General features: G+C 44.0%; 22 protein-coding genes and 1 other annotated feature. Of the genes, 18 read left to right on the top strand and 4 right to left on the bottom strand.

Translation table 11 applies throughout. From position 1 onward, the window contains the following. Nucleotides 1–17 precede the first annotated feature (17 nt). From P0G38_RS13905 to P0G38_RS13895, 3 genes are all read left to right on the top strand, one after another. Nucleotides 18–848: a DUF72 domain-containing protein gene (locus tag P0G38_RS13905; protein WP_275852185.1), complete on the top strand. Its 831-nt coding sequence runs from the start codon at nt 18–20 to the stop codon at nt 846–848. Between the two features lie 8 nt (nt 849–856). Then, the gene (locus P0G38_RS13900; RefSeq protein WP_275852182.1) at nt 857–1,717 is read left to right on the top strand and encodes a Cof-type HAD-IIB family hydrolase; all 861 of its coding nucleotides are present in this window, start codon (nt 857–859) and stop codon (nt 1,715–1,717) included. 95 nt (nt 1,718–1,812) lie between these two features. Continuing rightward, entirely contained in the window at nt 1,813–2,343 is a 531-nt protein-coding gene (locus tag P0G38_RS13895; protein WP_275852178.1) for a pyrophosphohydrolase domain-containing protein, read from the top strand. 71 nt (nt 2,344–2,414) lie between these two features. Here P0G38_RS13895 and P0G38_RS13890 read toward each other — a convergent pair whose 3' ends face one another. Continuing rightward, complete coding sequence (locus tag P0G38_RS13890) at nt 2,415–3,764, bottom strand: aspartate kinase (RefSeq protein WP_005237529.1); 1,350 nt, start codon at nt 3,762–3,764, stop codon at nt 2,415–2,417. Between the two features lie 358 nt (nt 3,765–4,122). On the opposite strand from P0G38_RS13890, the gene ezrA reads away from it, so the two are divergent. From ezrA to P0G38_RS13835, 11 genes are all read left to right on the top strand, one after another. After that, the gene (gene ezrA / locus P0G38_RS13885; RefSeq protein WP_016611694.1) at nt 4,123–5,844 is read left to right on the top strand and encodes a septation ring formation regulator EzrA; all 1,722 of its coding nucleotides are present in this window, start codon (nt 4,123–4,125) and stop codon (nt 5,842–5,844) included. Between the two features lie 186 nt (nt 5,845–6,030). Further along, nucleotides 6,031–7,173, top strand: a complete 1,143-nt coding sequence (locus P0G38_RS13880) for a cysteine desulfurase family protein (protein WP_034872411.1) — start codon at nt 6,031–6,033, stop codon at nt 7,171–7,173. Nucleotides 7,174–7,220: 47 nt separating this feature from the next. Beyond that, nucleotides 7,221–8,429, top strand: a complete 1,209-nt coding sequence (gene thiI, locus P0G38_RS13875) for a tRNA uracil 4-sulfurtransferase ThiI (protein ID WP_194188745.1) — start codon at nt 7,221–7,223, stop codon at nt 8,427–8,429. A 154-nt stretch (nt 8,430–8,583) separates the two neighbouring features. Next, on the top strand, nt 8,584–9,237 hold the full coding sequence (locus P0G38_RS13870) for a redox-sensing transcriptional repressor Rex (RefSeq protein ID WP_275852161.1): 654 nt from the start codon (nt 8,584–8,586) through the stop codon (nt 9,235–9,237). Between the two features lie 65 nt (nt 9,238–9,302). Continuing rightward, complete coding sequence (tpx, locus tag P0G38_RS13865; protein WP_010747457.1) at nt 9,303–9,794, top strand: thiol peroxidase; 492 nt, start codon at nt 9,303–9,305, stop codon at nt 9,792–9,794. A gap of 57 nt (nt 9,795–9,851) precedes the next feature. After that, nucleotides 9,852–10,086, top strand: a binding site (T-box leader). A gap of 606 nt (nt 10,087–10,692) precedes the next feature. After that, entirely contained in the window at nt 10,693–13,338 is a 2,646-nt protein-coding gene (locus P0G38_RS13860; protein WP_275852157.1) for a valine--tRNA ligase, read from the top strand. Nucleotides 13,339–13,485: 147 nt separating this feature from the next. Next, nucleotides 13,486–14,799: a bifunctional folylpolyglutamate synthase/dihydrofolate synthase gene (locus P0G38_RS13855; RefSeq protein WP_275852154.1), complete on the top strand. Its 1,314-nt coding sequence runs from the start codon at nt 13,486–13,488 to the stop codon at nt 14,797–14,799. After that, nucleotides 14,792–15,466: an HAD family hydrolase gene (locus P0G38_RS13850; protein WP_275852151.1), complete on the top strand. Its 675-nt coding sequence runs from the start codon at nt 14,792–14,794 to the stop codon at nt 15,464–15,466. The genes P0G38_RS13855 and P0G38_RS13850 overlap by 8 nt, the downstream gene beginning before the upstream one ends. Nucleotides 15,467–15,548: 82 nt before the next feature. Next, a complete protein-coding gene (gene radC, locus P0G38_RS13845) occupies nt 15,549–16,241 on the top strand; it encodes a RadC family protein (RefSeq protein WP_275852148.1) in 693 nt (230 codons plus the stop codon). A gap of 198 nt (nt 16,242–16,439) precedes the next feature. Continuing rightward, nucleotides 16,440–16,640, top strand: coding sequence for a cold-shock protein (locus tag P0G38_RS13840; protein WP_005225155.1), 201 nt, complete (start codon nt 16,440–16,442; stop codon nt 16,638–16,640). Nucleotides 16,641–16,879: 239 nt separating this feature from the next. Continuing rightward, nucleotides 16,880–18,175, top strand: coding sequence for an ISL3-like element ISEfa11 family transposase (locus P0G38_RS13835; protein WP_275851878.1), 1,296 nt, complete (start codon nt 16,880–16,882; stop codon nt 18,173–18,175). 131 nt (nt 18,176–18,306) lie between these two features. On the opposite strand, the gene rnjA is transcribed toward P0G38_RS13835, so the two are convergent. Together rnjA and P0G38_RS13825 are read right to left on the bottom strand one after the other, a co-directional pair. Continuing rightward, entirely contained in the window at nt 18,307–19,986 is a 1,680-nt protein-coding gene (gene rnjA / locus P0G38_RS13830) for a ribonuclease J1 (RefSeq protein WP_005225156.1), read from the bottom strand. Between the two features lies 1 nt (nt 19,987). After that, the gene (locus P0G38_RS13825) at nt 19,988–20,200 is read right to left on the bottom strand and encodes a DNA-directed RNA polymerase subunit epsilon (RefSeq protein WP_005225157.1); all 213 of its coding nucleotides are present in this window, start codon (nt 20,198–20,200) and stop codon (nt 19,988–19,990) included. A gap of 401 nt (nt 20,201–20,601) precedes the next feature. Between P0G38_RS13825 and P0G38_RS13820 the strand changes: the two genes are divergently transcribed. From P0G38_RS13820 to P0G38_RS13810, 3 genes are all read left to right on the top strand, one after another. Continuing rightward, the gene (locus P0G38_RS13820) at nt 20,602–22,335 is read left to right on the top strand and encodes an ABC transporter ATP-binding protein (RefSeq protein WP_010747462.1); all 1,734 of its coding nucleotides are present in this window, start codon (nt 20,602–20,604) and stop codon (nt 22,333–22,335) included. Beyond that, a complete protein-coding gene (locus P0G38_RS13815; RefSeq protein ID WP_142967895.1) occupies nt 22,332–24,089 on the top strand; it encodes an ABC transporter ATP-binding protein in 1,758 nt (585 codons plus the stop codon). Before P0G38_RS13820 ends, P0G38_RS13815 begins: the two co-directional genes overlap by 4 nt. 62 nt (nt 24,090–24,151) lie before the next feature. Further along, complete coding sequence (locus tag P0G38_RS13810) at nt 24,152–24,745, top strand: gamma carbonic anhydrase family protein (protein WP_005231095.1); 594 nt, start codon at nt 24,152–24,154, stop codon at nt 24,743–24,745. A gap of 62 nt (nt 24,746–24,807) precedes the next feature. Here P0G38_RS13810 and clpP read toward each other — a convergent pair whose 3' ends face one another. Beyond that, nucleotides 24,808–25,398, bottom strand: a complete 591-nt coding sequence (gene clpP, locus P0G38_RS13805) for an ATP-dependent Clp endopeptidase proteolytic subunit ClpP (RefSeq protein ID WP_005225161.1) — start codon at nt 25,396–25,398, stop codon at nt 24,808–24,810. Between the two features lie 175 nt (nt 25,399–25,573). Between clpP and P0G38_RS13800 the strand changes: the two genes are divergently transcribed. Next, entirely contained in the window at nt 25,574–26,092 is a 519-nt protein-coding gene (locus P0G38_RS13800; RefSeq protein ID WP_008377057.1) for a hypothetical protein, read from the top strand. Nucleotides 26,093–26,276: the final 184 nt, after the last annotated feature.

Below are 26,276 nucleotides of genomic sequence, written 5' to 3'. Positions count from 1 at the left end.
AGGAGCGATGGGAAAAAATGATTCGAATTGGTTGTACCACATTTAGTGAACATGGCAGTCTCGTGCAAAGAAAAAACTCGAAATTATTTGAGTATGCCCGTTATTTTCCGTTAGTTGAGCTGGATACCACCTATCATTTTTTGCCAAAAGAAAAAGACGTGCGCAACTGGTTGACCCAGATTCCCGAAAATTTCCGCTTTGTGTTGAAAGTCCATCAAAGTGTGACCACCCAAGGGGATTTGCCAGATCAGTTGACCATGACCGAAGCACTGCAGCTTTATAAAGAAGCGATCGCGCCAATGGTAGAAGCAGGCAAACTCTTTTGCCTATTGGCGCAGTTTCCCAACAGCTTTAAATGTACGAAAGAAAATGTCGCCTATTTAGACCAAGTGCGAGAATGGTTTGCGGGCTACCCAGTGGCGATCGAGCTGAGAGACAGCAGCTGGTATCAGCCGAAACTGTATCCTGGAATGATCGATTATATGAAGCGAAAACAGTTTTCCTTAGTAGTTGTTGATCAGCCGAAAAAGCTATTGACCACCATTCCCCTTGATCCAACCGTGACCAATTCCGCGTTTGTTTTGTGCCGTTTTCACGGACGCAACGACAGCGGCTGGACAGCGACAGGACCAGATGCCAAAAATCTGCGGACCTTGTATCGCTATGACCAAGCCGAACTAACGGAGTTAAAACACGCAGTCCAAGCCATCGAAGCCAATGCCAAAGAAGTCGCAGTGGTCTTCAATAATAATGCCGGTCGTGATGCCGCTGACAATGCTCGCGCATTGATCGATGCGCTGCAGATCGATTACGAAGCATTAAATCCTAATCAGTTGAAATTATTTTGAGGAGTCATATGATAAAAGCAATTTTTTTTGATATTGATGGCACGCTGATTGCCAGCAACGGCAAGGCGCTTGCCAGTACCCGTGAAGCCATCAAACAAGCCCAAGCCAATGGCGTCCTCTGCGGCATTGCCACCGGACGTGGTCCGGTTGATTTAGAGAAGGTGATCGATTACTTGCTGTTAGACATGTTTATCACCTATAACGGCCAATATGTCTACACGAAGGAAAACTTGATTTATGCCAAACCTTTTCCAAAACAAACGCTGGAAGCGATCGTAGAATACGCAGATGAAAATTACCGCCAAGTCATGTTTGGCGGAGAAACCCAAGTGGCTGGCAGCTTAACGATCCGCTTAAGCCAATCACCCGTCATGCAGCGCTACTTGCGCTATGTACCGAAAAAATTTCCCGTCGGCTTTTTAAAGAAAGTCTTGCAGCGCTTTAGTCCCAATCGCAACGCCAAGCGCTATGAATCGTTGGACATTTTACGAGAGCCCATCTATCAGTGCATTATGCTGAGCCCTGAATCAGAGCGCGAAAAATTACGGTCCAAGCTGCCGCAATGTGATTTTAAGCGATCCAATGCTTATTCTGTTGACATCGTGCCGAAAAACGGTTCGAAAATCAAAGGCATCAAAGAGTTTTTGGCCTATGAAGGGATCGCGATGGAAGAAGCGATGGCATTTGGGGATCATTTTAATGATGTGGAAATGTTAGAAGGCGTGGGGATCGGGGTTGCGATGGGCAATGCCCAGCCCATCACTAAAGCCAGTGCTGACTTTGTGACGGATACCAACGATCATGACGGCATCAAGAAAGCCTTGATCCATTTTGGCATCATTGCCGAGGATGCCCAAGCCAGGGAATAAAAAAATAGGCAAGTAGCCAATCTATGAAGCAACGTAGAAGACAGCGCAGAACCATAAAACAGAACCATGAGAAAAAGCAGAAAGAAGCGAGCAAAATGAGTCCATTTGAAATGACGGAAGAGTTTCATAAAACCTTTGATCCAACGCGACCGCCATATCCACAAGCTTTTTCAGCGGAAAAAGCCCAGTTTCGTGCTGGTTTTAAAATTGAAGAATTAGTTGAGTTCCTTTATGCTGCCAGCAACAATGACGAAGAGACCTTTCAAGCAGGTCTGGAGCATTTGCATCAAGCGATCGATCAAGCCCAAGCCAAGCTGGCTGCCAAACAACAGCCTGTCAGTGATTCCCTAGTAGAACAAGTCGATGCGCTCTGTGATCTGCTGTATTTTACCTATGGCTCTTTTTCACTGGTAGGGGTCGATCCAGCGCCGATCCTGGCTATCGTTCATGACGCCAACATGGGGAAACTTTTTCCAGATGGGCAGCCCCATTATGATCCTGAGACCCACAAAGTCATGAAGCCTAGCGATTGGGAAGAACGGTTTGCTCCTGAACCGCGAATCAAGGCAGAAATCAAACGCCAATTGGCACAAAAACAAGCGCAAGCCCAAGAATCGTCAGAATAATAAAGAAACGTGCCAGTTGCCCGTTCCGATTGCTTATCAGCAAAAGGAGTGATGCAACTGGCACGTTTGGTTTAATCAAAGAAAGTGTAGTAAAGGGTTCTGACAGCGGCTTTTTCTTGTTCTTTGTGGATGCCGAACATGATGCTGACCTCAGAGGACCCTTGGTTGATCATCTCTAAGTTGATATTTTTCCGCGCAAGGGCAGCGGTACTGTCGGCAGTGATCCCGACCCGCTGACGCATCCCTTCACCAACGACGACGACCATGGATAGATCGTGGGTCATTCGCAGTTCATCGGGATCGATCTCGTAGGCGATCTTGCGCAGCAGTTCTTCTTCCAATACTGGATTCAACTGGTTGGAGCGCATAATGATCGAGATATCATCGATTCCTGAAGGCATGTGTTCATAATTTAAATCAAATTCCCGGAAAATCTCTAAGACCCGTAACGTGAACCCAACTTCGCGGTTCATCAAGTATTTGCGGATATAGATCATACAAAAGCCTTCGTCACTGGCAACGCCGATCACCGGCTGATCCAAATTGTCTCTTTGGTTGGTGATCAAGGTGCCGGGATGACTTGGGTTATTGGTGTTTTTGATCACCACGGGAATTTTCGCATGGTATGAAGGCATCAACGCCTCATCGTGCAACACAGTAAAGCCGGCATAAGACAGCTCCCGCATTTCTCGGTAAGTCACTTCTTTGATGGACTCTGGATGATGAACGTAGCCTGGATGAGCAGAAAAAATCCCATCGACATCGGTAAAGTTTTCGTACAATTCTACTTGCAGACCAGCCGCCACGATGGCACCAGAAATATCAGATCCCCCTCGAGAGAAGGTACAGATTTCGCCGGCTTCTGTGTAACCAAAGAAGCCAGGAATCACTAAGATTTCAGGACTGTCGCGCCATTGTGCGATCTTAGCGTACGATTTGTTCAAGATACGGGCGTTTTGGGGTTCATCCGTCACCAGCAACCCAAGTTCTTGTGGATTCATGTAGCGAGCAGCTAACCCACGGCTTTGTAAAATCCCTGCGATCAATTTGGCGTTGTTGTCTTCGCCGCTTGCCAAGACCGTATCATAAAGATGCGGATTGTCTTGGGTAGGCAGCGTTTGAAAAGCCGCCAAAGATTGCCAGATGCGGTCTAAATGGACTTGTTCGATACCAAAAGGGGCGGCGATCGCTGTATAGCGGGCATAGATTTCTTCTATTAAATCAGTAATTTCTTCTTGGGCACACAGACGGGTACAGACTGCTAGTAAAAGATCGGTGACTTTCTGATCGTCGCTGGAACGCTTACCAGGCGCTGAGACAACAACAAACCGTCTTTTAGGATCACTTTCAATTATCGCAACAACTTTTTCGACTTGTTCGGCTGAGGCAAGGGAACTGCCTCCGAATTTCGCTACTTTCATTTGACATTACTCCTGTTCAAGCTTTTTACTAGAGTACAGTTTCAATAGGGAGAAATCAAGCGGTTTCTTGAAAAAAATCGGAAAAATCAGAAAAAAAGTCACTTGTTGATGTAAATTTCACGATTTGTTTTCATTATCGATGGAAAAGCCGTGAATGATTTTATTCAATGCGAAAAAAGTCGATCTTTTTTGCCTCAATCTAATGCTTGATTTTTTTCTTTATGCTATAATCTAGCGTAGATGCTTTTTTATAAAGGGACTGTCTGTCCTTTTTATACTCAACGAACTTATCAATCAATCTGCTGATCAGCAGATTTTAGACGAAACATGTATATTTGAAAATTGGAGGAACCACAAAATGGGAACTAATATCATCTTTGGAATTGTCATTGCCATCATCATTATCGCAGCGGTCTTGTATGCAATTGGCTTTTTCATGCGGAAGAAAAACCAAGAAAAGCTAAATGACTTGGAAAAACGCAAAGAAAATCTGTTTGACTTACCGGTGATCGAAGAAGTCGATGAAGTAAAAAGAATGCACTTGGTTGGTCAAAGTCAAAACACCTTCCGTGAGTGGAACCAACAATGGACAGATATCTCCACAAAATCTTTTGCTGAACTTGAGAGTCAAATCTTTGAAGTGGAAGAACTAAACGAACGCATCCGCTTTTTCAAAGCAAAAGGGGCGATTGTTCAAGCGGAAGCGACCATGGATGAGATGGAACGCCAAGTAGAAGAGATTCGCGCCGGCTTGAAAGAATTACGAGAAAGTGAAGAACGAAATTCACTGGAAGTCCAAAAAGCGTTGGACGTTTACGAAGACTTGAAGAAGAAGCTACGGGATCAAGGCGAAGAATTCGGTCCTGCTTACAATGAGCTGCAAAAACAAATCAAAAACATTGAAATTGAGTTCACCCAATTTGTTACCTTAAATACTTCAGGCGATCCTGTGGAAGCACGGGAAGTGTTAGACCAAGCAGAAAAACACACCTATGAAGTAGAAGACTTAATGAAACGGATCCCAGCGGCCTACGAAGAATTAAACCGTACCTTCCCAGATCAGTTGAAAGAAATCCAAGATGGCTACAAAAAATTATTAGAACAAAAATATGTGTTCCCAGAAGCAAACTTCCAAGAAGAAATCAACCGTGTGAAAAAACGAGTTGAAAACTCCATGAACGATCTAGCGAAAACAGAAGTCGCTTCCGTTGAAGTGGCAAGTCGTGATACTGCAAGTGATATCGATGCCTTGTATACGGTGATGGAACGTGAGATCAATGCCAAGAAATATGTCATGAAAAATCGCCAAATCATTGAAGACTATATTGACCACGCAACGAAGAACAACCGTCAGTTGTTGATCGAGTTGGATCATACGGCACAAAGCTATACATTGAATCATAATGAATTAGGTCGCGTCCGTGGTTTCCAAACGGAAGTCGACGAATTGGCTCGTCGCAATAACGAGTACCTACCACAATTAGAAAAGCACGAAATTCCTTATTCAGAAGTGCAAAGCTTCTACAAAGATGCCTACAAGATTTTGGATGATGTGGAAAGCCAGCAAGTCGAAATCGATGATTCCCTTGCGGAATTACGTCGTGGCGAAAAAGTTGCGCAAGAAAAAGTGGAAAGCTTCGAATTCCGTCTACGCAACTTGAAGCGGTTTGTTGAGAAGCAACGCTTACCTGGTTTGCCAGGTGAGTACTTAGAATTCTTCTTCGTGGCAACAGATCGGGTGGAAGAACTAGGCAAAGAATTGAACAAGATTCGCATCAACATGCAAGAAATCAATAAATTGGTTTCTGTCTGTGAAGAAGATCTTGATCTTTTAGATGAACAAACGAAAGACTTGGTGGATGCTGCGGCATTGACTGAGCAAATGATGCAATATGCCAACCGCTATCGTCATTCTCATCCAGATATCAAGGCAGCAATCGACAAATCACTTTACTTGTTCAGTAAAGAATATCGCTATCAAGATGCGCTAGATGAAATCGGCACAGCGTTGGAACGAGTAGAACCAGGTGCCTTCAAACGGATCGAAAACTTCTACTTCAATAACCGCGACTTAGTATAATACGAAAGCCAGCAGTGAAAAACTGACTGGCTTTTTTCATGGAAAGAATGGCTCGCTGCATGATTAACGCTTACGAAGGAAGGGAAAGTTTCCTTTAAATAAAGCCAAAGCCAGCGAGTCACCTTGAAACTCAGCCCAAGAGCAGTTATAATGGGAAAGAATTTTTTTAGAGAAAGGGTCCTATCATTGATCTATTTTGACAACAGTGCAACAACCGCTATTTATCCACAAGCTTTAAATACATATGTCCAAGTCAGTCAGCGAATCATCGGCAATCCCTCAAGCCTGCATGATTTAGGAAATCAAGCCAATCGCCTGCTACAGCAATCACGTCAGCAGATCGCCGATCTGTTAAACGTTTCTTCCAAAGAGATCGCATTTACCAGTGGGGGGACCGAAGGAGACAACTGGGTCATCAAAGGGACTGCTTTAGCGAAAAAAGCCTATGGGAATCACCTGATTATTTCCAGTATTGAACACCCTGCCGTCAGTGAAACAGCGGCTCAATTAGCCGAATTAGGATTTGAGGTCAGTGTGGTACCTGTTGATGCGCAAGGCTTTGTCAACGTGTCAGAATTAGCAAACATGATTCGCAAAGAAACGATTTTGGTTTCGGTGATGGCGGTCAATAATGAGGTAGGATCGATTCAACCGATCCATGAGATCGCAACCGTGTTGGCGGACTACCCAACGATCCATTTCCATGTAGATGCCGTCCAAGCCATCACAAAGGTCCCGCAAGAGCAATGGTTCAATGAGCGAGTCGATTTTGCCGTGTTCTCTGCACATAAATTTCACGGACCTCGTGGCGCCGGATTTATCTATTGGAAACAAGGCCGTAAGTTGGCGCCATTGATGACTGGCGGTGGGCAAGAGCAAAACCAGCGCAGCGGTACCGAAAATGTACCAGCAATCGTTGCCATGGCAAAAGCCCTGCGTTTAGCGACGGAACACAAGGCTGAAAAGCCGAACCATGTTCAATTATTAAAAGGCTATTTGCAAGAAGCACTGGCTGGCTATGAGAAAGTCACGCTTTTTTCTGGCACTGAAGGGTTTGCGCCACATATACTTTGTTTCTCATTAAAAGGGATCAGAGGAGAAGTCTTAGTCCATGCCTTTGAAGAAAAGCAGATCTATCTTTCGACGACGAGCGCTTGTTCCTCCCGTAAAAAGATGGCCAGCAGTACGCTTCATGCGATGCACGTTCCGGAACAGTTAGCGACATCCGCTGTTCGTATCAGTTTAGATGAGAGCAATACGATGGCAGAAGTCGAGCAGTTTCTAATCGTCTTCCACCAGTTGTACCAAAAATTTTCGAAAATCAATTAAGCACGACATAGCACTATAAAATCAATCCAAATCAAAGGAGTTTTCTCGTGAATTATTCAGAAATCATGGTTCGTTACGGCGAACTGTCAACAAAGGGCAAAAATCGTCGTAGTTTTATTATGCAATTAGCTTCAAACGTCAAACGTACCTTAGCCGATTATCCCCATGTCAAAGTTCATGCCGAGCGAGATCGCATGCACTTGCTATTGAACGGTGAAAACAGCCAAGAGATCATTCCTAAGCTGCAAAAAGTCTTTGGGATTCAAAACTTTTCCCCTAGTATTCGGGTTGAAAAAGACATTGAGGTATTAAAGAAAGCCGTTCAAGACGTTATGGCAGAGATCTACACCGGTGTTGAGACCTTCAAAATCACAGCTAAGCGCAGCGATCACTCGTTTGTGCAAGATAGCAACCAGTTGAATTTGACCTTAGGTAATGCGGTGATCGACCGTTTTCCTGATATCAAAGTCCAAATGAAAAAACCAGACATCAATCTGCGGGTGGAAATACGGGTCGATGGCGCCTATCTGTCCTATGAAACGATCCAAGGAGCAGCCGGCTTACCCGTTGGCACCAGCGGTAAGGGAATGTTGATGCTTTCTGGTGGTATCGATTCGCCAGTTGCAGGCTACTTTGCCATGAAACGCGGTGTTGAGATCGAAGCAGTCCATTTTGCAAGTCCTCCTTATACGAGTGAACAAGCATTACAAAAAGCCAAAGATCTAACGAAGAAGCTTGCGCCTTATGTGGGAAGCATCCAATTTATCGAAGTTCCGTTTACGGAAATCCAAGAAGAAATCAAAAACCGTGTGCCACAAGGCTATTGGATGACCATCACCCGTCGGATGATGCTGCGTTTGACAGATGCGATTCGGGAAGCTCGTCATGGCTTGATCATCTTAAATGGTGAATCATTAGGACAAGTCGCTTCACAAACTTTGCATAGCATGGTCGCCATCAATGAAGTAACCAATACGCCAATCGTGCGCCCAGTGGCAACGATGGATAAATTGGAGATCATTGAAGTTGCCGAAGCCATTGATACCTTTGAATTGTCGGTTCAGCCGTTTGAGGATTGCTGCACAATCTTTGCACCTCCTCAACCAAAGACGCGCCCAAGACTGGATAAGGTACACCAATATGAAGAGCGTCTCGATATCGAAGGGATGATGGAACGGGCGATGGCTGGGTTGAAACTGGAAGTAATCACGGCAAATCAAGAAAAAGCAGCAACGGAATTCGCTGAATTTTTATAATAAACCCCCGATTTTAATGCTACGACCACAACTGTTTTTGAACATTTGTGGTCGTTTTTCATCGAGTGGGAGAGTTTGTGAATATTTTCTTGCTATTGAAAATGGAACATGCTACACTCAATATGTGAATCATTTAACAAGGAGGGTGGATAGGATGGAAGCATTAAGAGATAAAAAACTTCCGAAAGCGACGGCAAAACGTTTGCCAGCTTATTTACGACACTTAAAATTACTGGATGCCTCTGGTATTCAGCGAATCAAATCGAAAGAGTTTGCAGAAATCACGCAAGTTCCTTCAGCCACGATCCGCCGAGATTTTTCTCATCTAGGAGAATTGGGCAGAAGTGGCTATGGCTATGATGTTCCTTATCTGATTGAGGTATTGAGCTATATCTTAGAAACCAATGAAGAGAAAAAAATCGCCTTGATTGGTTATGGAAATTTAGGAAAAGCGTTAGCCAACAACAATTTTCGCAGAAATGAAAATCTTTCCGTGGTCGCGGTTTTTGACAATGATCCAGAAATGATTGGTCAGACCATTAGTGGGCGTTATGTCTATGGAATGGATCAATTGGCGGAAGTCGTAGCAGAAAAAGGGATCACCGTAGCGATTTCGACCGTTCCTAGTCGTTATTCACAAATGGCGATCGATGCGATCGTGGATGCTGGGATTACAGCAATCCTGAATTTTGCCCCTGATCCCGTCATCGTGCCAAAAGAAGTCAATATCCAATACATTGATTTGACAACAGAATTACAAACCTTGATCTTTTTTGATACGACTTACTCGCAAAAATCGAAAGTCTGAGCAAATCCTTTTCGTTTTTTGACAATCTTTCTTATACTGGGAGAAAATGCTATAGGAGAGATGTTATGCAAGTTACACGCAAAGAAACGGTTTATGAGATGCCCGGCAACCAACCAAAAGTAGGGGATAAAGCAGCTGATTTTCGCTTGAAAAGTTTAGAGGACAAGGAATACACACTGACTGATTTTTTAGGAAAACCAACGATCATCAGCGTGGTTCCCGATATCGTGACACGCGTCTGTGCATTGCAGACCAAGCGTTTCAACCAAGAAGCAAGTCAATTGGATGACATCCATTTTGTGACGATCTCTAACAATACAAAAGAAGAACAAGCACAATGGTGCGGCCAAGAAGGCGTCGACATGATCATGCTTCATGATCCAGCGAATACCTTCGGCGAGGCCTATCAAATCATGATCCCAGACTTCGGACATTTTGCCCGAGCAATTTTCGTTTTAGACCGTGAAGGCGTGATTCAACACGTTGAGATCGTGCCTGAGATCTCCCACGAACCGGATTATCAAGCAGCCATTGATGCGGCGAAAGCAAACCTCTGATTGACTTTCAAAAAAGTTCATTGTAGAATGTAGCAAGATGAAACAAGAATCTATGATAGCAAGACAATGTTCAAGAGGAGTATCAGTGACCCTGGCGGTCAGAGAGAAGTCGGTCGGTGCAAGACTTCCCCAGACACTGAAAAGGTAGCTTGAAGGTCTTTGATCCGAACCACGGTTTGTTTCTTGCAGACAAAGCCGCACAGTAAGATCAAGCGCGTCGTGAACGTTACCTCACGTCAAAGTGGCAGAGCAATCTGCAATTTAGGTGGTACCGCGTATCAGCGCCCTAATGCCTCGGCATTAGGGCGCTTTTTGCTGTGAATCACTATGATTGGCTTGCGGAGCAAGACAGAATAGATGATGAACAGTACTAGGCGACCAAAGGGAGCGTAGTAACCATACTAGGAATCACAATGAGTGGCCCACAAAGAGGGACAGAGCAGATGATGAACAGTACTAGGCGACCAAAGGGAGCGTAGTAACCAAACTAGGAATCATAATGAGTGGCCCACAAAGAGGGACAGAGCAGATGATGAACAGTACTAGGCGACCAAAGGGAGCGTAGTAACCATACTAGGAATCACAATGATTGGCTTGCGGAGCAAGACAGAACAGATGATGAAAAGTACTCGAAGTCACCAAAATTGGTTCACGAAGCGAGCGAGATCGTTTGCCAAAAGCCCTAAGACACAATAGAGGATCACGGAAGCGAGCCTTGACCTCTGTAAGCAACTTTTTTACGAACAACAAGCGAGGCGTCAACAAACAGCTGATAATCATCTCTACCACGGAACTAATCCTGAACGATTCAAACCTTGTCATGCTTTACCCAGCAACAGGCACCAAAAACCCGCACCAACCATTACGCTTAAAAAACGTAACTTTAGGAGGACCAACAATGACAGAAACTGAAAATCTATCCACCAAGTACAATCCCCAAGAAGTAGAAGCGGGGCGCTACCAAGATTGGTTAGAACATGACCGTTTTAAACCAAGCGGCAACAAAGAAGCAAAACCTTATTCTATCGTGATTCCACCACCAAATGTAACAGGAAAATTGCACTTAGGTCATGCCTGGGATACCACGTTACAAGACATCATCATTCGTCAAAAACGGATGCAAGGGTATGACACCTTATGGTTACCAGGTATGGACCATGCCGGGATCGCTACCCAAGCCAAAGTAGAAGAAAAGCTGCGGGAACAAGGGATCTCTCGCTATGACCTTGGTCGGGAAAAATTTGTTGAACAAGTATGGGATTGGAAAGAAGAATATGCCGGTCACATTCGGGAACAATGGGCGAAACTAGGTTTATCTCTAGACTATAGCCGTGAACGGTTCACGTTAGATGATGGATTATCCGAAGCGGTTCGCAAAGTTTTCGTGACGCTATATGAAAAAGGCTTGATCTATCGTGGCGAGTACATCATCAACTGGGATCCGCAAGCCCGCACGGCATTATCTGATATTGAAGTGATCCACAAAGACATCGAAGGTGCTTTTTACCATATGTCTTACGAATTAGCAGATGGCAGCGGTGTGGTGGAGATCGCAACGACTCGTCCAGAAACGATGCTGGGGGATACAGCAGTCGCGGTTCATCCAGAAGATGAACGTTATCAAGTTTTGATTGGTAAAAAAGTGATTTTGCCTTTGGTCAATAAAGAGATCCCAATCATCGCAGATGAGTACGTGGACCAAGAATTTGGAACTGGGGTCGTAAAAATCACTCCTGCCCATGACCCGAATGACTTTGAGGTCGGTAACCGCCATGACCTACCACGGGTCAATGTCATGAATGATGACGGAACAATGAACGACTTAGCAGGTACTTATGCAGGCATGGATCGTTTTGCTGCTCGTAAGCAAATCGTGAAAGACTTAGAGGCGTTAGGTCGTCTGATCAAAATCGAAAAAATGGTCCATAGTGTAGGGCACTCAGAACGGACAGGCGTAATAGTCGAACCTCGTTTATCGACACAATGGTTCGTAAAAATGGAACCATTAGCAAAACAAGCCATCGACAACCAAGAAACCGACGATGCGGTGGACTTTTATCCGCCACGTTTCAACCAAACATTCTTACGTTGGATGGAAAATGTCCATGACTGGGTGATCTCTCGTCAGTTGTGGTGGGGCCATCAAATCCCAGCTTGGTACCACAAAGAAACGGGAGAAATGTATGTAGGACTTGAAGCGCCAGCAGATGCCGAAAATTGGCAACAAGATCCAGACGTATTGGATACCTGGTTTAGTTCTGCTTTATGGCCGTTTTCAACAATGGGGTGGCCAGATGAAACCAATGAAGATTTCCAACGCTACTTCCCAACCAATACATTAGTGACTGGCTATGACATTATCGCATTTTGGGTAAGCCGTATGATCTTCCAAAGCTTGGAATTTACTGGCAAACGACCATTTGAAAATGTCTTGATCCACGGATTGATCCGTGATGAACAAGGTCGCAAAATGAGTAAGTCGCTTGGAAATGGGATCGATCCGATGGAAGTCATTGAACAATACGGTGCCGATGCATTGCGTTGGTTCTTATCAAATGGCTCTGCACCGGGACAAGACGTGCGTTTCAGCTATGAAAAAATGGATGCCGCTTGGAACTTCATCAATAAAATTTGGAATGCTTCCCGTTTCGTCTTGATGAATGTCAGCGAAATGACTGCCGAAGACATTGATTTTTCTGGTGAAAAATCAGTGGCGGATCGTTGGATCTTGACGCGCTTGAATGAAACGATTGAAAAAGTCACTGACCTTTTTGAACGCTTCGAATTTGGGGAAGCGGGTCGTCAATTATACAACTTTATCTGGGATGATTTCTGTGACTGGTACATTGAAATGTCGAAAGAAACCTTATACGGTGACAATGAAGCAGCGAAACAAGTCAATAAGAGCATCTTAGTCCATGTTCTTGATCAAATTTTACGCTTGTTGCACCCAATCATGCCATTTGTTACAGAAGAAATCTGGAGCAAACTGCCGCATACAGGGGAATCATTAGTTGTTGCTGAGTATCCACAAGTGGCACCAGAATGGACCGATGAAAAAGCGGCGCAAGGGATGGAAGTGTTGAAAGAATTGATTCGTTCGGTTCGAAACATCCGTGCAGAAGTAAACACACCACTTTCGAAACCAATCACTTTGCTGATCCAAGCAAATGAGCCTGAGATCGAAGAATTCTTGATCGCCAACAAAAACTATATCGAACGCTTTTGTAATCCAGAAGAACTAGAAATCTCTAACAGCTTACAAGCCCCTGAATTGGCGATGTCAGCTATCCTATCGGGTGCGACGATCTACTTGCCGTTAGCTGGGTTGATCAACATTGAAGAAGAAATCGCGCGTTTGGAGAAAGAACTAGCGAAGTTCACCCAAGAAGTTCAACGGGTACAAGGCAAACTGGCGAATGAACGCTTCGTTGCCAATGCACCAGAGGAAGTCGTAGCACAAGAACGCAGCAAAGAAGCCGATTATCTTGAAAAACAAAAAGCAGTCCAAGAACGGATCGAGCAATTGCGCACGATTCAATAGGAAGCGTCGACTGTCTGCAAACAAGCATCTCTTGTAGATGCTTGTTTTTGCGTAATCGATAGAAACCGTCAAACAAATTTCTCGTTTAAAGGAAAGAAATTGGGAAAGCTGTGGGATTTTTGATAAAATAAGAGCGAGGTGAAGGAGATGACAAGCGAAGAAGCAACAGCGTGGATCCATTCGCGTTTGGCATTTGGGCAAAGACCCGGATTGATGCGTGTCGAAGCATTATTAAAACGAATGGGCAATCCTGAAAAAAACATAACCATGATCCATATCGCCGGCACGAATGGCAAAGGATCAACCGTCAGCTATTTGCGCAGTCTTTTAGAAGAATCTGGGCAGCAAGTGGGGACTTTTACTTCCCCGCACATTGAAGCGTTCAATGAACGGATCGAAATCAATGGACAATTTATATCAGATGAGGATTTGGTCGCTTGGGTGGAAAAAATCCAGCCGCTGGTTGCTGAAATCGATCGTGATGAAACCTTGACGGGCATCACTCAGTTTGAGATCATTACTGCCATGGCATTAGGCTATTTTGAAGAAAAAAACGTCGATGTTGCGATAATGGAAGTTGGCCTAGGGGGACTTTTAGATAGTACCAACGTTATTTCCCCGATGTTGACAGCGATCACGACGATCGGCATGGATCATATGGATGTCTTAGGCGATACCATTGAAAAAATCGCTGCCCATAAGGCGGGGATCATTAAACCACAAATTCCCCTTGTGACTGGCAATATCGTTGAAAGTGCGCTTTCGGTGATCGATTTGAAAGCTGCAGAAGCACAGGCACCTGCGTATCATGCAGGGCAAGAGTACCGTGTGACCTATCGTCATCCTGATGAAGAGTGGGGCGAATTGTTTGATTTTGAAAATGAGCATGGCAAAATCAAAGGCTTGAAAACACCGATGTTAGGCCGCCATCAACCAGAAAATGCCGGTGTTGCGATCCAATTGTACAGTCTGTATTGCGACCTACGGCAGCTGCCATTTTCAGCTAAAGAAATTCGCAATGGGCTAAGAAAAGCCTATTGGCCCGCCCGAATGGAACGAATCAGCAGTGAACCACTGGTGATTATCGATGGCGCCCATAACGTGCATGCCATGGCTCGCTTGGTGGATACGATGAAAGAAGAGTTCAGCGACTATCGCATCCATGTGCTGTTCTCAGCCTTAGAAACCAAAAACGTCAATGAGATGCTTCAGCAATTGCTATCGATTCCCCAAGCCGAGATTTATTTAACGACCTTCGATTTTCCCAAAGCACTGCATTTGGCAGACGGCTATCAGGAACTCGATAACAAACGAATCTCGACGGTTTCTTTATGGCAGTTTGGTTTGGCAGAGTTATTAGAAAAAATGACCAATGAAGATTTGCTACTGGTGACAGGATCGTTGTATTTTGTTTCAGAAGTTCGTGAATTGTTGTTGGCAATAGGAGGAAGAAATGGCTAAGTTACGTGGTGTGATTTTCGATATGGACGGCTTGATTTTTGACACGGAGCTGCTCTATTACCAAGCAACTCAAATCGTGGCGGATCAAATGGGGATTCCCTATACAAAAGAGTTGTATTTAGCTTATGTGGGGGTCTCGGATGAAGAAGTCTGGGCAGCTTACCATGAGCGATTCGACGAAGCCTTTGGCCATCAAATGATCGAAGACTTTATCCAAGCGGCTTTTCAGCAAACACTGGAAATGTTCCAACGGGGCGAGGCTGAATTGAAGCCAGGTATCCACGAGTTATTGCATTATCTTGATGAGAAAAAGATTCCCCGAGTGTTGGCGTCTAGCAACCAGCGCAAAGTGATCGATACCTTGCTGGAAGCAGCAGGCTTAACGGCGGAATTTCCTGAGATCGTCTGCTTTGATGATGTCACACGGGCAAAACCAGATCCTGAGATTTTTGAAAAAGCCCATGCATTACTGGCGGTACCAAAAGAAGAATTGGTGATCCTTGAAGATTCGGCTAACGGTATTCATGCTGCTCATGGGGCAGGGATCCCAGTCATTATGATTCCCGATTTGATCGCGCCGACGACCATCATTGAAGAAAAAGTCTTGAAAGTCTTACCATCACTAGAGGATGTCCCAGATTTTCTAGAAACCGCCTTTTCAATCTAACTGCGATTTTTTGCGCACCTGATTCATGAAATACTCTCTCCTTTGCGTATCTTTTATTAGACCGACGCAAAGGAGTTTTTTTATGATCAATGAAACAGTGATTCCCCAAAGCTCGTTTCCCCGAGAGCGTTTAGTAGAATATGGAGTGGATGCCCTTTCGAATCAAGAATTATTGGCCATTTTGCTGCGAACTGGCTCACGTCCTCTGAATGTCCTCGAATTATCGGCCAGTGTCTTGAATCGTTTTCAAGAATTGTATGAACTAAAGCAAGCGACGATCGATGAATTACAAGAAATTCGCGGCGTCGGACAAATCAAAGCCATCGAGATCAAAGCGATGGTTGAATTAGGTGTGCGAATCCAGCGCTCCGCTCAACCAAAGTATGGTAAGGTCAACTCTAGTATGGCGATCGCCCATCAGTTGATCCAAGAGTTGAAGGATTGTCGTCAAGAGCATTTACTAGGGCTATATTTGAATACGAAAAATGAGATCATTCAGAAAAAAACGATCTTCATCGGATCGTTGAATCAGTCGATCGCTCACCCACGGGAGATTTTTCATTGGGCGGTACGCTACAGTGCCGCCCGAGTGATCGTCGTCCACAACCATCCCAGCGGCAGTCCCCAAGCCTCAGAGGCAGATCTGCTGTTTACACGCCGCTTGATCAAGTGCGGAGACTTGATGGGGATCGACATATTGGATCATTTGATCATTGGCGACAATGCCTATGTCAGTTTGCGAGAAGAGGGGCTGTGGCAACAGGAAGACGTGTGAAAATAAGCCGAGTTTGCGAACATTATTAAAAATAAAGGTGAATTGTCTAATCGTCTGTCTTGCAAAAAAATACGGGCAAGTGTAAAATATTATTGTAATTTTGTTTGCTGAATAGATGTTGAAACGCACGTTAGGCCTCTATCGCACAAAGGCAATGTTACACACAATTAAGTGCTTATGCACGAGGAGGTTTTTTTAATGGAACAAGGTACAGTAAAATGGTTCAATGCTGAAAAAGGGTTTGGTTTTATCTCTCGCGAAGACGGTACAGACGTATTTGTACACTTTTCAGCGATCCAAGGTGAAGGATTCAAAACTTTAGAAGAAGGTCAAGCAGTAACTTTCGACGTGGAAGATTCTGATCGTGGACCTCAAGCAGTTAACGTAAACAAAGCGTAAGCTTTCAAACAAACTGCCAGTAAGAGCACTTTGAAATCAAAAACCCCAAAAGACCATCGATTCGATGGTCTTTTTTTTGCTTTTTATAACGGAAAGGAAAAAGGGCTCTATAATTTATGGGACTGATGAATCAGAATTAATTCTTCAGCCCCATTTTCATTTTAGGTATTAAAAAACATATCGTTCTCTAGTATGATTAAATCACCACAAAATAAACAACTGAGAGGACGATATGCTATATGAATGATTCTATCAAAAAAATGCTGAGAATAATAGAGAAAGATTTGATGATTACAGAGGTCTCTTACGAGACCCTTCAGAAGAAAAAGACGTTGGTCGTCGATGCTGTTCTCTCGCCTACTCCTCGTGCTTGTAGAAGTTGTGGTTCTACTGTGGTAGATGGAAACGGGAAAGCAATTATAGTGAAAAATGGGAAGAAGGAAACGATTGTCCGTTTTGAACAATACAATCATATGCCTTTGATTATGCGCCTAAAAAAGCAGCGCTATACCTGTAAAAACTGTCGCACCCATTGGACTGCTCAAAGTTATTTTGTCCAACCCAGACATTCAATCGCAAATCATGTTAGATATAAAATTGCTTCTTTACTGACTGAAAAAGTATCTTTATCTTTTATTGCGAAAAGCTGTCAGGTATCTTTGACCACCGTTATTCGTACATTGAAAGAGTTTAAAAGCTATTTACCAAAGCAATCTAAGAAGATTCTCCCAAGAGTATTGATGGTTGATGAATTTCGTTCGCATGCTTCCATAGAAGATAAAATGAGCTTTATTTGCGCAGATGGCGAAACAGGAAAACTAATAGATGTTTTGCCTACGCGTAAATTACCCCGATTAACAAGTTATTTCTTAGGTTGTACCAATCCGGAAGAAGTAGAATTCTTGGTGACAGACATGAACGCCGCCTACTTCCAGCTCACCAAACGTGTTCTGCCAAATGCGAAAGTAGTGATTGATCGGTTTCATATTGTCAAACACATGAATCAAGCGTTCAATGAGTTGCGTATCCGTGAAATGAATGAACTTCGTAAAGCCGGACAGAAAAGCCATGCAGAAAAACTGAAAAAGAACTGGCGCTTTTTGCTAAAAAATCGTGCAAACATCAACCATTATGAATACAAAACATGGAAAAGTTTCCGAGCACCAAAATACCCATTTCTTACTGAAGCAATGATGATTGATCGATTGCTTGAGTTTTCTCCGCCCCTAAAGGAGGCGTATCCCTTTTTTCATGAATTAGTTGAAGCCTTTCGAGACAAAGACCCTGACTTATTTTTCTCCTTATTGGCAGAACTTCCCGAAACGTTAGATGACAGCTTTCGGGAAAAGCTTCAAAACCTTCTTACCCATGAAGAAGGCATCACCAACGCAATGATCTATCCTTATTCCAATGGAAAAATAGAAGCGAAGAATACCCACATAAAGACAATGAAACGAGTATCCTACGGATTTAAATCATTCGAGAACATGAGAATTAGAATCTTTTTGATCAATCAATTAATCAATGTAAGATAACAAAAAATCTGAGCCAGAATGTGGTTCATTCTGACCCAGATTTGATTTTGCACAACTCATCAGTCCTTATTGACAAAGAGCCGGAAAAAGGGCAGTTCTCAGTAACCTGAGAACTACCCTCGCATGTGAGACTATAAATCGTCCGGCGTCATGATCATCGAAAGGATCATTGGATGACGCTCGGTTTTTTCAAATAGGAATGGCTGTAACGCCGAAGACATCGCTTCTCTTAATTTATGTTCTGTTGGGTCTGGTTGGTTCAAGACTTCCCGCAATGCACGGAAGAGGATCTGCTGTGCTTCGTTGATCATCTCGCCAGATTCCCGCATATAAACAAACCCACGAGAAAGGATATCTGGTCCAGCAAGGACTTCTTTCTTCGCCACATCGACTGTCGCGACAGCTAAGACGAGGCCTTCTTCTGAAAGAATGCGACGATCTCGTAAGACGACATTTCCGATATCACCGATACCGCTGCCGTCAACATAAACATCATTGGCATTGAAATGACCAGCCAAGCGAGCGGTATCCGCTGTTAAGGCCAACATGTCACCATTTTCCATAATGAAACAATTTTCTTTTGGTACACCGACATCTTGTGCCAACTGGGTGTGGATGTTCAGCATCCGAAATTCCCCATGGACAGGCATAAAGAATTTTGGCTTCATTAGACGCAACATCAGTTTTTGTTCTTCTTGGCCACCGTGACCAGAAGTATGGATGTTGTTCAATTTGCCATGGATCACGTTTGCGCCAGCTTCCAACAACAAGTTGATCAGCTGATTGACACTCGTGGTATTTCCTGGGATCGGTGAGCTTGAGAAAATCACGGTATCATCTGGGTGAATTTGGATTTGACGGTGAGTCCCGTTGGCAATCCGACTCAAAGCAGCCATTGGCTCTCCTTGAGAACCCGTACAAAGGATCATGGTTTCGTTTGCAGGCAAACGGTTGATCTCATGAGATTCCACAAAGGTTCCATCTGGCACCTTGATATAGCCAAGGCGCTGTCCGTTGACGATTGCATTTTCCATACTGCGTCCAAAAACGGCGATTTTACGTCCAGTCGCAACCGCCGCATCTGCAGCTTGTTGGAGACGGAAAATGTTGGAGGCAAAGCTGGCAAAAATGATCCGACCATCGATTTTTTCAAAAATCTTTTGGATCGAGCTGCCGATCGTTTTTTCTGATTTGGTAAAGGTCGGAATCTCTGCATTGGTACTATCGGAAAGGAGGCAAAGGACGCCTTCTTCACCAATTTTTGCCATTTTGTGCAAGTTTGCTGGTTCGCCCACAGGCGTAAAGTCAAACTTGAAATCGCCAGTTGCGACGATATTGCCAGAAGGCGTTTTGACAACGACACCTAAAGCATCAGGGATACTGTGGGTCGTTCGAAAGAAGCTGATGGATGTTTTACGGAAACGAATCACCGTATCTTCATTGATTTCGTGTAATTCCGCATCCCGCAATAAGCCATGCTCATCTAATTTGTTGGTGATCAAAGCAAGTGCCAAGGGTCCCGCATAGATCGGGATATTAGCTTCCCGCAACAAGTAAGGGATTCCGCCAATATGGTCTTCGTGACCATGAGTGACGATCAAGCCTTTGACTTTCGGTAAATTTTGAACGATGTAGCTATAATCGGAAATGACATAGTCGATCCCAAGCAGTTCATCTTCGGGGAATTTGATTCCCGCGTCAATTAAGATGATCTCATCTTGGAATTGAACCCCATAACAGTTTTTTCCGATTTCGCCAAGTCCACCGACGCCGAATACGCCAGTCTCATTATTTTTCAGCGAAACTTTCATCTTAAAACTCCGCTAATTTGAAATCAGCGTTTTCTTTTTCGTAAGCTAAATGTTTTTCATCTAGTTCTTGAACGAACTCGATGTTGTATGGGGTATTTTGTTCAACCAGACGGCGTGCGATCACTGCATCGTCTGCTTCAATGTACAAAGAGTGGGTTTGTTCTCTCTTTGGGTTGCGGTCTTTTGTTTCTTGGTAATAAATTTTGTAAATCATATCTTTTCTCCTTTATCTGCTTTTCGCAGTAGTCTATTTGGTTGATGAATTCGCTGCATCACAAAATCGAGGTCCGAATAAAGTGACCTGAAAAGAAGGCTTCGAGAGCCGCTGCATGCTTTTTTCAGACAATCGTTGTGAGAAAAAAGAGAAAGCCTCGTCTTTGCTTTCCAAATGTCGTCATAAAAAATTCACCGGGTTTGTAAGTCGTTCCACTACAAGTATCCCTAGTTTATCACAGAAAAACGAATAAGTATAGAAACACGTCATTTTGAAAAGGCTTACTGAAAGAAAATGAAAGGACTATCGCTGAAGTTTGCTTTTTTTCGTTGAAAGTGCATTACAATAAGAATATTCCTATGCTATAGTAGAAGTAATGAAGTAAAAAAGGAGGGGATTTTTTGAAATTAATGTGGCACTACACGATGAGAAACAAGAAACTGCTGGTTTTTAATTTCATCTGTGTTTTTGGTTTTATTTTGATTGAATTAGGTTTGCCGACGTTATTGGCAAGAATGATCGACAAAGGGATCGCCGCTGGTGATCGCGACTACATATGGAAAATGGGTGCGGCGATGATCGCGATCACCATTGTGGGGATCACGATGAACATTTTGTTAGGCTATTTCACGTCACGTATCACCACTAACATTGTGGCAGATATTCGTGACGATCTTTTTGAAAAAGTCCAAGGCTATTCACATACCGAATATGAAAAAATCGGGGTTTCATCATTGATCACCCGTGTGACCAATGATGCGTATCAAATCATGCTGTTTATGCAAAGCATCTTACGGACAGGTTTGATGACACCCATGATGTTTGTGGTCAGCTTGTACATGGTCATGCGGACAAGTACACAACTAGGGTTGTATGTTTTGGGGGCATTGCCGATATTGCTGATGGCCGTCATCGCCATTGCCAAAATCTCGGAACCCTTATCCACTAAACAACAAGCCAATCTAGATAAAATCAATGGCATCTTGCGAGAAAATCTCTCTGGTTTACGAGTGATCCGTGCCTTCGTCAATGAAAAATTTGAAGAAAAACGCTTTGGCAAAGTCAACCAAGCCTATGCTTCTAGTTCTCGCAGCTTGTTTCGCTTGATGGCAACGGCACAACCAGGCTTTTTCTTCTTATTCAATATCGTGATGATTTTGATTATTTGGACGGGAAGTATTCAAATCGATCAAGGGCAACTGCAGGTCGGTGACTTGATTGCATTTATCGAATACATCTTCCATGCGCTGTTTTCTTTCATGCTGTTTGCGACTGTCTTTACGATGTATCCACGAGCGGCGGTTTCTGCTCGTCGAATCCAAGAAGCGTTAGATGCGACTTCTGAAATCAAAGAGCCAGAACAGCCAGTGACAGAAACTAAGACGAAAGGCTTCTTGGAATTCAAAAATGTTACCTTTGCTTATCCGGGACATGCGCAAAGTCCAGTGATCCGTAATGTTAGCTTTACCGCTTCACCAGGGGAAACCGTGGCGTTTATCGGTAGTACTGGAAGTGGAAAATCAACCTTGATCCAATTGATCCCACGTTTTTACGACGTCAGTGAAGGCCAAGTCTTGGTGGATGGTGTTGACGTTCGGGATTACAGCTTAACGACGTTGCGCAACAAGATCGGGTTTATCCCTCAAAAAGCGTTGCTATTTACAGGGACGATCGCAGAAAACCTACGCTATGGGAAAGAAGATGCCACGCAAGCAGAGCTGGAACGAGCAGCCGAGATTGCGCAAGCGGCAGATTTCATTTCTCGCACACCAGATGGCTTTGATGCTCACTTGGCAGAAGGCGGAACCAACTTCTCTGGCGGACAAAAACAACGCCTAGCGATTGCCCGTGCGGTGATCCGCCAACCAGAGATCTATATTTTTGATGATAGTTTTTCTGCATTGGATTACCAAACGGATGCAAAATTGCGGGCACGCTTGAAAAAAGAAACCACAGAATCGACCGTTTTGATCGTTGCTCAACGAGTAGGAACGATCATGAATGCCGATAAGATCGTCGTCTTGAACGAAGGCGATGTGGTTGGCATCGGCACCCACAAAGAACTGCTGCAAACTTGTCCAGTATACTACGACATTGCGGCGTCACAATTATCAGAGGAGGAGTTGGCACAATGAAAGCAATCTCTTCTTTAAAACGGTTAGGTGCTTACATCAAACCGTACAAAGTACAATTTATCCTAGTCTTGCTGTTTACTGTTGCAACCGTCGGCTTCAATGCGGCAATGCCGTATGTTTCTGGATTACCGACGACAGAGATCAGCCGCAACATCGCTGCAGGCGAAGGCGTTAATTTTGATTACGTGATCCTTTGCTTGATCTGGATCGCAGTCGTCGGTGTCGGTTACTGTTTCTCACAATTGATGTCAGGGCTGCTGATCACCAACGTTGTCCAATCTGCGATGCGAGATTTGCGGCAAGACATTGAAGAAAAAATCAATCGTCTGCCCGTTTCTTACTTCGACCGCAACCAGCAAGGGAATATCCTGTCAAGGGTGACCAATGACGTGGATGCCGTCAGCGGTGCGATGCAGCAAGCCTTGATCGGGATCGTCAATGCCTTCTTAGGAATCATTATGGCGGTTTCTATGATGTTTTATATCAATACTTACATGGCATTGGTTTCATTGATCATGATCCCAGCCTCCTTATTGATTTCTCGCACAATCGTCAAAAAGTCGCAAAAAGACTTCCAAGGCATGCAAAATGCGTTAGGAGATCTGAACGGCTACGTACAAGAAAACATGACTGGATTCAGTGTCTTGAAAGTGTATGGACGGGAAAAGCAAACACTTGAAGGGTTTAAAAACGTTAACCACCAGTTGCGCTATTACGGCTTTCGTTCTGCCTTTGTGTCAGGATTGATGATGCCACTGGTGCAAATGACCGCTTACTTTACCTATATCGCAATGGCAGTCATGGGGAGCTTTTACGTGATCAGCGGCGTGATCGTTGTTGGTCAGCTGCAAGCGTTCATTCAATACATTTGGCAAGTCAGTCAGCCAATGGGGAACATTACCCAGCTGTCTTCTGTCTTGCAAAGTGCCTCAGCAGCAGCAAAACGGGTTTTTGAAATCCTAGATGAGGAAGAAGAGCCCGTCAATCAAACGGATATCCAATTGCCAGAACAAATCAGAGGCGACGTGACCTTTGAACATGTCGGCTTTGCCTATGATCCGAAAAAACCGTTGATCAAAGACTTGAACTTTGAAGTCAAAGCTGGACAAACCGTGGCGATCGTGGGACCAACAGGTGCTGGGAAAACCACTTTGATCAATTTATTGATGCGTTTTTATGATGTCAATGAAGGGGCCATCAAGATCGACGGCATCGACACGAAGAAAATGGAACGTCACGATGTTCGGTCTCTATTTGGGATGGTCTTACAAGATGCATGGTTGTACGAAGGCACGATCGGCGACAACATTCGCTTTGGGAAATTAGATGCCACCGATTATGAAGTCGTTGATGCAGCGAAAACCGCCAACGTCGATCACTTCATTCGCACGATGCCAGACGGCTACGAAATGATCATCAATTCTGAAGGGGACAATGTCTCCTTGGGACAAAAACAATTGTTGACCATCGCTCGGGCTGTCATCTCTGATCCGAAGATTTTGATTCTCGATGAAGCCACCAGTTCGGTGGATACCCGCTTAGAAGCGCTGATTCAAAAAGCAATGGATAAAGTGATGGAAGGTCGTACCAGCTTTGTGATCGCCCATCGTTTGTCAACGATTCGTGAAGCAGATCTGATCTTAGTGATGGATCAAGGGTCGATCATTGAAAAAGGCAATCACGAAACCTTGTTGGCAGCTGGCGGCTTTTATAGCCAACTGTACCAAAGTCAATTTTCAGAAGAAGCAGAGTAAGCCCAAAAGAGCGTCCAGTCAGACTGGCGCTCTTTTTGCATTGTCGCAAGGGTGGTGCTATAGTGAAAAAAGAAAGTGCAGATCCGTTTATGGATTGGAAGGAGAAGTTGATGGACAAAGAACAATCAGGGAATGAAACCCACAAAACAGTTTCGCCAGCCTCGTTGCAAGGAACACCTTGTTTTGTGGCAAAAAATGCGACGATCGTAGGAAACGTGACACTAGGAAAAGAGAGTACGGTCTGGTTTCAAGCAGTGATTCGAGGCGATGCCAATCGCATCGAAATCGGCGCGCGTACCAATATTCAAGATGGAACGATCATCCACGTTGATCACGATGCCCCGACGATCGTTGAAGACGATGTGACTGTTGGGCATCAGTGTATGCTTCATGGCTGTACCATCAAAAAAGGGGCGCTGATCGGCATGAGCTCGATTGTTTTGAATCATGCAGTGATCGGTGAAAATAGTTTGTTAGGTGCCGGTTCATTAGTGACGGAAGGAACCGTCATTCCGCCCAATGTGTTGGCATTTGGTCGTCCGGCACGAGTGATCCGCCCGTTGACAGAGGAAGAAATCGCCAAAAATCAGGCAAACATCACGCATTACGTGGAAAATGGGTATGCTTACCAACAGGGCGAATATGGTGAAGTCTGATGATGAACCAAAAGACGAAAAAAGGTGTACGAATTGCTTCGTGCACCTTTTTTTATGCAAGCTTATTTCAATTTGTTTGATTCCATGATCTCGTCGATCAAGCCGTAATCTTTGGCTTCTTGTGCGGTCATGAAGTTGTCACGATCGGTGTCGCGTTCAATCACTTCGATTGGTTGACCGGTACGTTCTGACAAGATTTTGTTCAGACGTTCGCGGGTTGCCAAAATGTGGCGGGCAGCAATTTCGATCTCAGTTGCTTGTCCTTGTGCGCCACCTAATGGTTGGTGGATCATGATCTCTGCATTTGGTAATGCAAAGCGTTTGCCTTTTTCACCAGCGGTCAATAAGAATGAACCCATAGAAGCAGCCATCCCCATAACGATGGTTTGAACATCGGCTTTGATAAAGTTCATCGTATCAAAGATCGCTAGACCAGCAGTAACGCTTCCGCCAGGCGAGTTGATGTACAAGTAGATGTCTTTTTCAGAATCTTGCGCGTCCAAGAATAAAAGCTGAGCAATGATCGAGTTTGCTAAGTCATCGGTTACTTGACCACTCAACATAATGATCCGGTCTTTTAATAGACGAGAATAGATGTCATACGCTCTTTCACCGCGAGATGATTGTTCAATGACTGTAGGAATTAAATTCATAGTGATAGTCCTCCTAAAAATCGTTATAGATATAGTTTAGCATAAAGTTTTCGCAATATCTAAGAGATAGTATACCGATTAGGTCAAGAAAGGTCAAATAAAAAGTTCGTTATCTTTTTTGCGAAACTTTCAAATATGATACAATATGAAAAAAGGAATGAGGAAGGATCGAAGAATGGCAGTAGCAATAGCAGGTTTGATCGGCGTCTTAGTGGGCGCATTGTTAGTAACCATCATTTTTAATTTACGCATTCGGTATGAGGAGCAAAAAGAAAAACAACGCCGTTTGTTGGAGCATAAAGTCAAAGAAATCGAAACGTTGGTTTTATTGAATCAAAAAATCAGTGAGATTCTACAAAAACGGGTCATGCTGATGGATGAGTATGTCAGCTTTGATGCCTTTGACGACTGTTATATCACCATCGATGATTTTGCCTATCTACAATCTTTTGCGGCGCAAAATAGTTTTTATCTACCGAATTTTTTCTTGGAAGAATTTTTCAAAAAAATCGGGACACGTCGGGTGATTTTGTCGCCAGAGGAAACCGTTAAGATCGGTGGGTATACGTATAAAGGCGGTCGGATCATTATGGAAAATTTCCTTGATCAATTGGTTGAAATGGTCAATGAACGTAAAAACCAAATGAAAAATATGACGAGCGAACCGTTGACCTATTTTTCAAAAACGATTTGATTCTTCTGGTCAGTCGGTCGCCTTGGTTAAGGTAACCAAACCAGAGTATCGACGATTGCACTTTTTCAACTGATCACACACACTCTTACTGCGATCATAGTAAGGGTGTTTTTCTTTGACCGAAACAAAGCGTTATTATTCATTAAGAGTATCGAAACAAACAGAGGCTTTTTGGTTCTAGGAG

This window comes from Enterococcus casseliflavus (genome assembly GCF_029215545.1).
Lineage (GTDB): Bacteria > Bacillota > Bacilli > Lactobacillales > Enterococcaceae > Enterococcus_D > Enterococcus_D casseliflavus.
The sequence above is the reverse complement of the archived record's forward strand: the minus strand, read 5'-3'. Positions and strand labels throughout refer to the sequence as shown.

Excerpts from the sequence above, each read along its gene's own strand:
- P0G38_RS13905 (WP_275852185.1), top strand. The coding sequence starts at position 18 with ATGATTCGAATTGGTTGTACCACATTTAGTGAACATGGCAGTCTCGTG.
- P0G38_RS13900 (WP_275852182.1), top strand. The coding sequence starts at position 857 with ATGATAAAAGCAATTTTTTTTGATATTGATGGCACGCTGATTGCCAGC.
- P0G38_RS13895 (WP_275852178.1), top strand. The coding sequence starts at position 1,813 with ATGAGTCCATTTGAAATGACGGAAGAGTTTCATAAAACCTTTGATCCA.
- P0G38_RS13890 (WP_005237529.1), bottom strand. The coding sequence starts at position 3,764 with ATGAAAGTAGCGAAATTCGGAGGCAGTTCCCTTGCCTCAGCCGAACAA.
- ezrA (WP_016611694.1), top strand. The coding sequence starts at position 4,123 with ATGGGAACTAATATCATCTTTGGAATTGTCATTGCCATCATCATTATC.
- P0G38_RS13870 (WP_275852161.1), top strand. The coding sequence starts at position 8,584 with ATGGAAGCATTAAGAGATAAAAAACTTCCGAAAGCGACGGCAAAACGT.
- tpx (WP_010747457.1), top strand. The coding sequence starts at position 9,303 with ATGCAAGTTACACGCAAAGAAACGGTTTATGAGATGCCCGGCAACCAA.
- P0G38_RS13860 (WP_275852157.1), top strand. The coding sequence starts at position 10,693 with ATGACAGAAACTGAAAATCTATCCACCAAGTACAATCCCCAAGAAGTA.
- P0G38_RS13855 (WP_275852154.1), top strand. The coding sequence starts at position 13,486 with ATGACAAGCGAAGAAGCAACAGCGTGGATCCATTCGCGTTTGGCATTT.
- P0G38_RS13850 (WP_275852151.1), top strand. The coding sequence starts at position 14,792 with ATGGCTAAGTTACGTGGTGTGATTTTCGATATGGACGGCTTGATTTTT.
- radC (WP_275852148.1), top strand. The coding sequence starts at position 15,549 with ATGATCAATGAAACAGTGATTCCCCAAAGCTCGTTTCCCCGAGAGCGT.
- P0G38_RS13840 (WP_005225155.1), top strand. The coding sequence starts at position 16,440 with ATGGAACAAGGTACAGTAAAATGGTTCAATGCTGAAAAAGGGTTTGGT.
- P0G38_RS13835 (WP_275851878.1), top strand. The coding sequence starts at position 16,880 with ATGAATGATTCTATCAAAAAAATGCTGAGAATAATAGAGAAAGATTTG.
- rnjA (WP_005225156.1), bottom strand. The coding sequence starts at position 19,986 with ATGAAAGTTTCGCTGAAAAATAATGAGACTGGCGTATTCGGCGTCGGT.
- P0G38_RS13825 (WP_005225157.1), bottom strand. The coding sequence starts at position 20,200 with ATGATTTACAAAATTTATTACCAAGAAACAAAAGACCGCAACCCAAAG.
- P0G38_RS13815 (WP_142967895.1), top strand. The coding sequence starts at position 22,332 with ATGAAAGCAATCTCTTCTTTAAAACGGTTAGGTGCTTACATCAAACCG.
- clpP (WP_005225161.1), bottom strand. The coding sequence starts at position 25,398 with ATGAATTTAATTCCTACAGTCATTGAACAATCATCTCGCGGTGAAAGA.
- P0G38_RS13800 (WP_008377057.1), top strand. The coding sequence starts at position 25,574 with ATGGCAGTAGCAATAGCAGGTTTGATCGGCGTCTTAGTGGGCGCATTG.